The following is a 6,116-nucleotide window of genomic DNA, read 5'->3' on the forward strand; positions in this document are numbered from 1 at the left end:
GTGTAGAAGGCGCGGTATTATGCCTGCTTTGTCCGGCGGCATGAAAAACCGGTGGTCGAACGCCCCGCGATCAATGAACGGTACGAGGAACAGATGGCCCCCTGGCTGACAGTAATAGGCATCGGCGAAGACGGCTTCAGCGGCCTGGGCAAACAGGCCCGGCGCGCCCTGCTGTCGGCCACGCGCATCATCGGTGCCCCGCGCCAGCTGGCCCTGCTGCCCCGCTGCGTCACCGCCGAGCAACTGCACTGGCCCAGCCCCTTCTCCCTGGCCCCGGTCCTGGCCCTGCGCGGCGCGCCGGTATGCGTATTGGCCAGCGGCGACCCGATGTTCTACGGCGTCGGCGCCAGCCTGGCGCGCCAGCTGCCCGCCGACGAACTGCAAGTGCTGCCGATGCCCTCCTCCTGCGCCCTCGCCGCCGCCCGCCTGGGCTGGCCGCTGCAGGACGTGCAGGTGGTCTCGGTGGTCGCCCGCCCACTGGCGGCGCTCAATGCCCACCTGTACAGCGGCATGCGCCTGCTGGTGCTGAGCAACGACGAAAGCAGCCCGGCGGCCATTGCCGCGCAGCTGCGCGAACGTGGCTTCGGCCCCAGCCGTCTGCAGGTGCTCGAACACCTCGGCGGCCCACAGGAACGAACGCTGAGCGGTACCGCCGACGACTGGCCACATACCGACATCGCTCTACTCAACCTGGTCGCCATCGAATGCCAGGCCTCGCTTGACGCCCCGCGCCTGCCGCGCGTGGCCGGCCTGCCTGACAGCGCTTTCCGTCACGACGGCCAGCTGACCAAGCGCGACGTGCGAGCAATCACCTTGGCCCGCCTGGCACCGCAACCGGGTGAGCTGCTGTGGGACGTAGGCGCCGGTTGCGGCTCCATCGGCATCGAATGGATGCGCGCCCACCCCAGCTGCCGCACCCTTGCGATCGAGGCTGACGAGGGCCGCCAGGGCTACATCGAATGCAACCGCGACACCCTCGGCGTGCCCGGCCTGCAACTGATCCGCGGCAAGGCACCCGAAGCGTTGGCCGGCCTGGAACGTCCGGACGCGATCTTCATCGGCGGCGGCGTCACCCGCGAAGGCATGCTCGACCTGTGCTGGGAGCGCCTGCTGCCAGGCGGACGCCTGGTTGCCAACGCCGTCACGCTGCAAAGCGAAGTCACCCTGGCGCAGTTCCGCGACCAACACGGCGGCGAGCTGACCCGTATCCATATCGCCCACACCCAGCCACTGGGCAGCTTCGACACCTGGCGCCAGGCCCTGCCGATCACTTTGCTCGACGTGGTGAAGCCCGTCGATGCGTGAAGAAACCCGCGAACAGCCCGCGCCCCTGCGCAGCGGCCTGACCACCGGCAGCTGCGCCACCGCCACCAGCCTGGCGGCGGCGCGCCTGCTGCTGACCGGCCAGCACAATGACGCGGTGCGCATCACCCTGCCCAAGGGCAAGGTGGTAGAGATGCGCCTGGAGTTCTGCCATCTCAAAGGCGAAGCCGCCGAAGCCGGCACCCTGAAAGATGCCGGCGACGACCCCGATGTCACCCATGGCGCCCTGCTCTACAGCCAGGTACGCCTGCTGGCCGAGCCTGGCATTCGCTTTGTCGCCGGGCAAGGCGTGGGGACCGTGACCCGTCCGGGGCTGGTGCTGGGCGTCGGCGAGCCGGCGATCAACCCGGTGCCGCGCAGGATGATCAGCGATCACCTGCAACAGCTGGCGGTCGAGTGCGGCTATGGCGGCGGCTTCGAAGTGACGGTCAATGTCCAGGGCGGTGAGTCGCTGGCCCTGAAGACCATGAATCCACGCCTGGGCATCCTCGGCGGACTGTCGATCCTCGGCACCAGCGGCATCGTCCGGCCGTTTTCCTGCTCGGCCTACATCGCCTCGATCCACCAGGGCATCGACGTCGCCCACACCAACGGCTACATGCATATCGCCGCCTGCACCGGCAACGCCAGCGAAGACACCATGCGCCGGGTCTACGACCTGCCGGAGATCGCCCTGATCGAGATGGGCGACTTCGTCGGCGCGGTGCTCAAACACCTGCGTAAAGTGCCGGTGCCGCGCCTTACGCTATGCGGTGGCTTCGGCAAGATCAGCAAGCTGGCCGCCGGGCACATGGACCTGCACAGCCGCCATTCGAGCATCGACCTGCCGCAGCTGGCGGGCTGGGCAGCGGCCATCGGCGCCGATACCACGCTGCAACAAGCCATCGTCGGCGCCAACACCAGCCAGCAGGCGCTGGCTATGGCCCACGCCGCCGGTATCGCGCTGGGCGACGAGGTCTGCCGTCACGCCCTGCTCTTCGCCCGCAGCGTGGTGCCGGCCCAAGTGCAAGTCGAAGTGTTCGCCATCGACCGCCAGGGCGGTATCGTCGGCAAGGCAGGCGTGGCATGAAAGGGCGCATCCTGCTACTCGGCGGCGTTACCGAAGCCCTGGCCATCGCCCGCCAGCTGGGTCCGCAGCATGTCTACAGCCTCGCCGGCATCGGCCGCGTTCCCCAGGACCTGGCTTGCCAGGTGCGGGTTGGCGGTTATGGCGGCGCCGCAGGACTGGCCGAGTACCTGCGTGTCGAAGGCATCGACTTGCTGATCGACGCCACCCATCCCTATGCCGCGCAGATCAGCCGCAACGCCGCCCTCGCCGCACGCAGCGCTGGCATTCCCTGCTGGGCCCTGCGCCGTCCGGCGTGGCAGGCGCAGCTTGGCGATGACTGGCGCGAAGTCGAGGATTGGGCCGGGCTGATCGAGGCGCTGACCCCGTTCGAGCGCCCCTTGTTCACCCTTGGCCGGGAACCCCTGCAACATCTGGACGAAATCCCCCCTCACCAGTTCTGGACCCTGCGCGCCCTCGAAGCGTGTCCCGGCAATGAACGCTGCGAGGTGATCGGTGCTCGCGGACCATTCCTCATCGACGATGAGCGTGCCCTGTTCGAACGTCGACGGATCGACGTGCTGGTGAGCAAGAACAGTGGCAGCACGGCCACCGAGCCGAAGCTGGAAGTGGCAAGGGAGCGCGGGATTCCAGTGCTGGTGCTCAAGCGGCCGGTGCTGCCGGAGGTGGATCGAACTTTCCCTGATCCGAAACGGCTATTTGAGGCTCTGAGCTTCCGTCCTGAATAACTCGGCATCTTCCGAAACACATTGATGCTGTCATCGCTCCACAAGATTAAGCAAGGTGTAGCCCTTCCCAGGTACTTCGAATGGAGCCACCTCATGCCAGATACGCCCAAACGCCCCCCAGACACAGCTTATGAAAGTGCTCCCCCTGTCCTCAAAAGCGATTGGGACACCTGGTTTGCAAATGACGGTGTGACCAGCGACTTCATCATTCAGCGCGAACAGCTGGCCGATCAGCGTCGCGACACACTCTCCAGCAGAGTTTGTAAGGACAGGTAAATGGCCCTGTGCCTTTATCCTGCCGTACAATCACCTTCCCCCTTCTGGAAGGCTCCGCCCATATGGAAATGCAATGGTGGATCTGGCTCGTCTTCGGCGTGGCCCTGATCCTGCTGGAACTGGTGCTCCCCACCTTCTTCATTCTCTGGTTCGGCATCGGCGCCGTGCTGGTGTCGTTCGTCTCGCTGCTCGCCCCCAGCCTGCAACTCGATATGCAGGGTTTGCTGTGGGTGGTGTTTTCGTCGATCACCACCGTGCTCTGGTTCAAGGTGTTCCGGCGCAAGAAAGCGGACGTGCGCTGGACCGCCGACAGCGTGATCGGTGAGGTCGGCCTGCTGACCAGCGCCGTGTCGCAGTTCCAGAAAGGCCGCGTGCGTTTCCAGAAACCGATCCTCGGCAACGAGGAATGGACCTGTATCTCGGACAGCGATATCCCCGCCGGCGAGCGCGTGCGCCTGGCCGCCATCGAAGGCAACACCGCCCGGGTCACCCGGGCCTGAATCCGCACTAAAAGGAAGTTCGCAAGCATGACCAGCCTCATCGTCGTCGGCACCCTCGCCGCATTCGTACTGATCACCGTGTTCAAGGGCGTGCGCATCGTGCCCCAGGGCGAGGAATGGATCGTCGAGCGCCTGGGTCGTTACCACAGCACCCTCAAACCGGGCCTGAACATCGTCATTCCGTACATGGACGTGGTCGCCTATCGCCTGCCGACCAAGGACATCATCCTCGACGTGCAGCAGCAGGAAATCATCACCAAGGACAACGCGGTGATCGTCGCCAACGCCCTGTGCTTCGCCAAGGTGGTCGACCCGCAGAAGGCCTCCTACGGCGTGCAGAACTTCTCGTTCGCCGTCACCAGCCTGACCATGACCTCGCTGCGCGCCATCGTCGGCGCCATGGACCTGGACGAGGCGCTGTCCAGCCGCGAGCAGATCAAGGCGCGCCTGCGCGAGGCGATGTCCGAGCAGACCGAAGACTGGGGCGTGACCGTGCGCTCGGTGGAGATCCAGGACATCAAGCCGTCGCCGAGCATGCAGACCGCCATGGAGCGCCAGGCCGCCGCCGAGCGCGAGCGTAAAGCCGACGTGACCCGCGCCGAAGGCAACAAGCAGGCGGCGATCCTCGAGGCCGAGGCGCGCCTGCAAGCGGCCAAGCTGGATGCCGAGGCCCAGGTCAACCTGGCAGAAGCCTCGGCGCGGGCGATCACCCTGGTCAAGGAGGCGGTGGGCAGCGAGACCGTGCCGGCCATGTACCTGCTGGGTGAGCGCTACATTGGCGCGATGGAGAATCTGGCGGGTAGCGACAACGCCAAGGTGGTGGTGCTGCCGGCCGACCTGCAAGAGACCGTGCGCGGGCTGCTGGGCCGCAGCAAGGCCTGATAGCGCGGGTTCGCCGGCAAGCCGGCTCCTACGGGGTTCTCTGTAGGAGCCGGCTTGCCGGCGAACCACTCGCCCCCAGGTGCGGCACTTCACCGCACCCCGGCGTTTTTACCTATACTCCGCCGTACAATAGCCATCACGATTCCTGACCGGATCTCTCCATGCCCCCACGTCGGCACATTGCCTGGATAGCCTGCCTTGCAGTGCTGTTCAACCTGCTGGCCATGCCGCTGTCTTCTGCCGCGCCCAAGGGCCCGGCCGAGCAGCTGCTGTGGGGGGCTTTCTGCTCCAGCATGGCCAACAAGGCCAAGGTCGATGTCCAGGCCCTGGCCAAGATCGACCTGGGGCAGCAAAGCGACGACAGCGCCAGCATGATGAACTGTTGGTGCTGCCTGGGTGCAGCGCCACTGCTAGCCTTGCCCAGCTACCCGCCACAGTTGCACAACCCGCCGCTTCTGATCGCCGGGCACCTGCGGCACCTCGCCGACTACCAACCCACGCCGCGCCAGCTCTGGCCCGCGCTCAATCCCCGTGCCTCTCCGCTGGCCTGAGTTCACTACGCTGTCCTTCAGAACCTGAACAGACCGGAGATTCACCATGCTCAAGCAAGCCCTCGTCCTGGCCGCCCTGCTGCTGCCCGGCGCCTACGCCAACGCCCACGAGTACAGCGTCGGCGACCTGCACATCGCCCACCCCTGGTCGCTGGAACTGCCGCCGAACGCGCCTAACGTGGCGGCCTATTTCGTGATGCACAACAACGGCAAGGCCGACGACCGCCTGCTCTCGGTAAACAGCCCGCTCACCGACGACGCCCAGTTGCACGAGCACGTGATGAGCGCCGCCGGTGCCATGAAGATGCAGCAGGTGCAGAGCGTGGTGGTACCCGCCGGCAAGGACCTGACCTTCGCCCCCAGCGCCTACCACGTGATGATCATGCAGCCCAAGGACCGCAGCCTGCTGACCGACGGCAAGCGCTTCCCGCTGACCCTGCACTTCGAGAAAGCCGGTGACGTCACCGTCGATGTCGCCGTGCAGAAGCAGCCGCCGGCCGAGCAAGGCGCAGCGCACGAGCACGCGCACTGACCGACTGACAGGCGCTCGCCATGAGCCTGCCGCGCTACAGCTCCGCCCGCAGCACCCGCCCTGATCGCAGGCGCGTCGGTGGCGGCTGGCTGAGCCTGTTCGCCATGTGGATGATCTTCATCGGCCCGCTGGTTTCCCAGTCGATGCCGATGGAGCACCACGCCGGCATGGCCATGCCCATGGACATGTCGATGAACATGCCCATGGCCCAGGGGCACGACGCGCACCACGGCCACGGCAACGATGGCCAACTGCATG

8 protein-coding genes are annotated in these 6,116 nt (G+C 66.2%); all 8 read left to right on the forward strand.

What is annotated here, in order from left to right; genetic code table 11:
• Positions 1-93 precede the first annotated feature (93 nt).
• Positions 94-1,305: a precorrin-6y C5,15-methyltransferase (decarboxylating) subunit CbiE gene (cbiE, locus tag E3U47_RS15490; RefSeq protein WP_134692544.1), complete on the forward strand. Its 1,212-nt coding sequence runs from the start codon at positions 94-96 to the stop codon at positions 1,303-1,305.
• On the forward strand, positions 1,298-2,392 hold the full coding sequence (locus E3U47_RS15495; protein ID WP_134692546.1) for a cobalt-precorrin-5B (C(1))-methyltransferase: 1,095 nt from the start codon (positions 1,298-1,300) through the stop codon (positions 2,390-2,392). The genes cbiE and E3U47_RS15495 overlap by 8 nt, the downstream gene beginning before the upstream one ends.
• Entirely contained in the window at positions 2,389-3,117 is a 729-nt protein-coding gene (locus E3U47_RS15500; protein WP_134692554.1) for a cobalt-precorrin-6A reductase, read from the forward strand. The genes E3U47_RS15495 and E3U47_RS15500 overlap by 4 nt, the downstream gene beginning before the upstream one ends.
• A gap of 338 nt (positions 3,118-3,455) precedes the next feature.
• Entirely contained in the window at positions 3,456-3,893 is a 438-nt protein-coding gene (locus tag E3U47_RS15510) for an NfeD family protein (RefSeq protein WP_134692558.1), read from the forward strand.
• A 27-nt stretch (positions 3,894-3,920) separates the two neighbouring features.
• Positions 3,921-4,775, forward strand: coding sequence for an SPFH domain-containing protein (locus E3U47_RS15515; protein ID WP_134692560.1), 855 nt, complete (start codon positions 3,921-3,923; stop codon positions 4,773-4,775).
• Positions 4,776-4,936: 161 nt separating this feature from the next.
• A complete protein-coding gene (locus tag E3U47_RS15520) occupies positions 4,937-5,326 on the forward strand; it encodes a DUF2946 domain-containing protein (RefSeq protein ID WP_134692562.1) in 390 nt (129 codons plus the stop codon).
• Positions 5,327-5,372: 46 nt separating this feature from the next.
• The gene (locus tag E3U47_RS15525; RefSeq protein ID WP_134692564.1) at positions 5,373-5,858 is read left to right on the forward strand and encodes a copper chaperone PCu(A)C; all 486 of its coding nucleotides are present in this window, start codon (positions 5,373-5,375) and stop codon (positions 5,856-5,858) included.
• A 20-nt stretch (positions 5,859-5,878) separates the two neighbouring features.
• On the forward strand, positions 5,879-6,116 hold a 238-nt coding region (locus tag E3U47_RS15530; RefSeq protein ID WP_134692566.1), incomplete at its 3' end, for a DUF2946 domain-containing protein.

This window comes from Pseudomonas sp. RIT623 (assembly GCF_004519305.1).
Lineage (GTDB): Bacteria > Pseudomonadota > Gammaproteobacteria > Pseudomonadales > Pseudomonadaceae > Aquipseudomonas.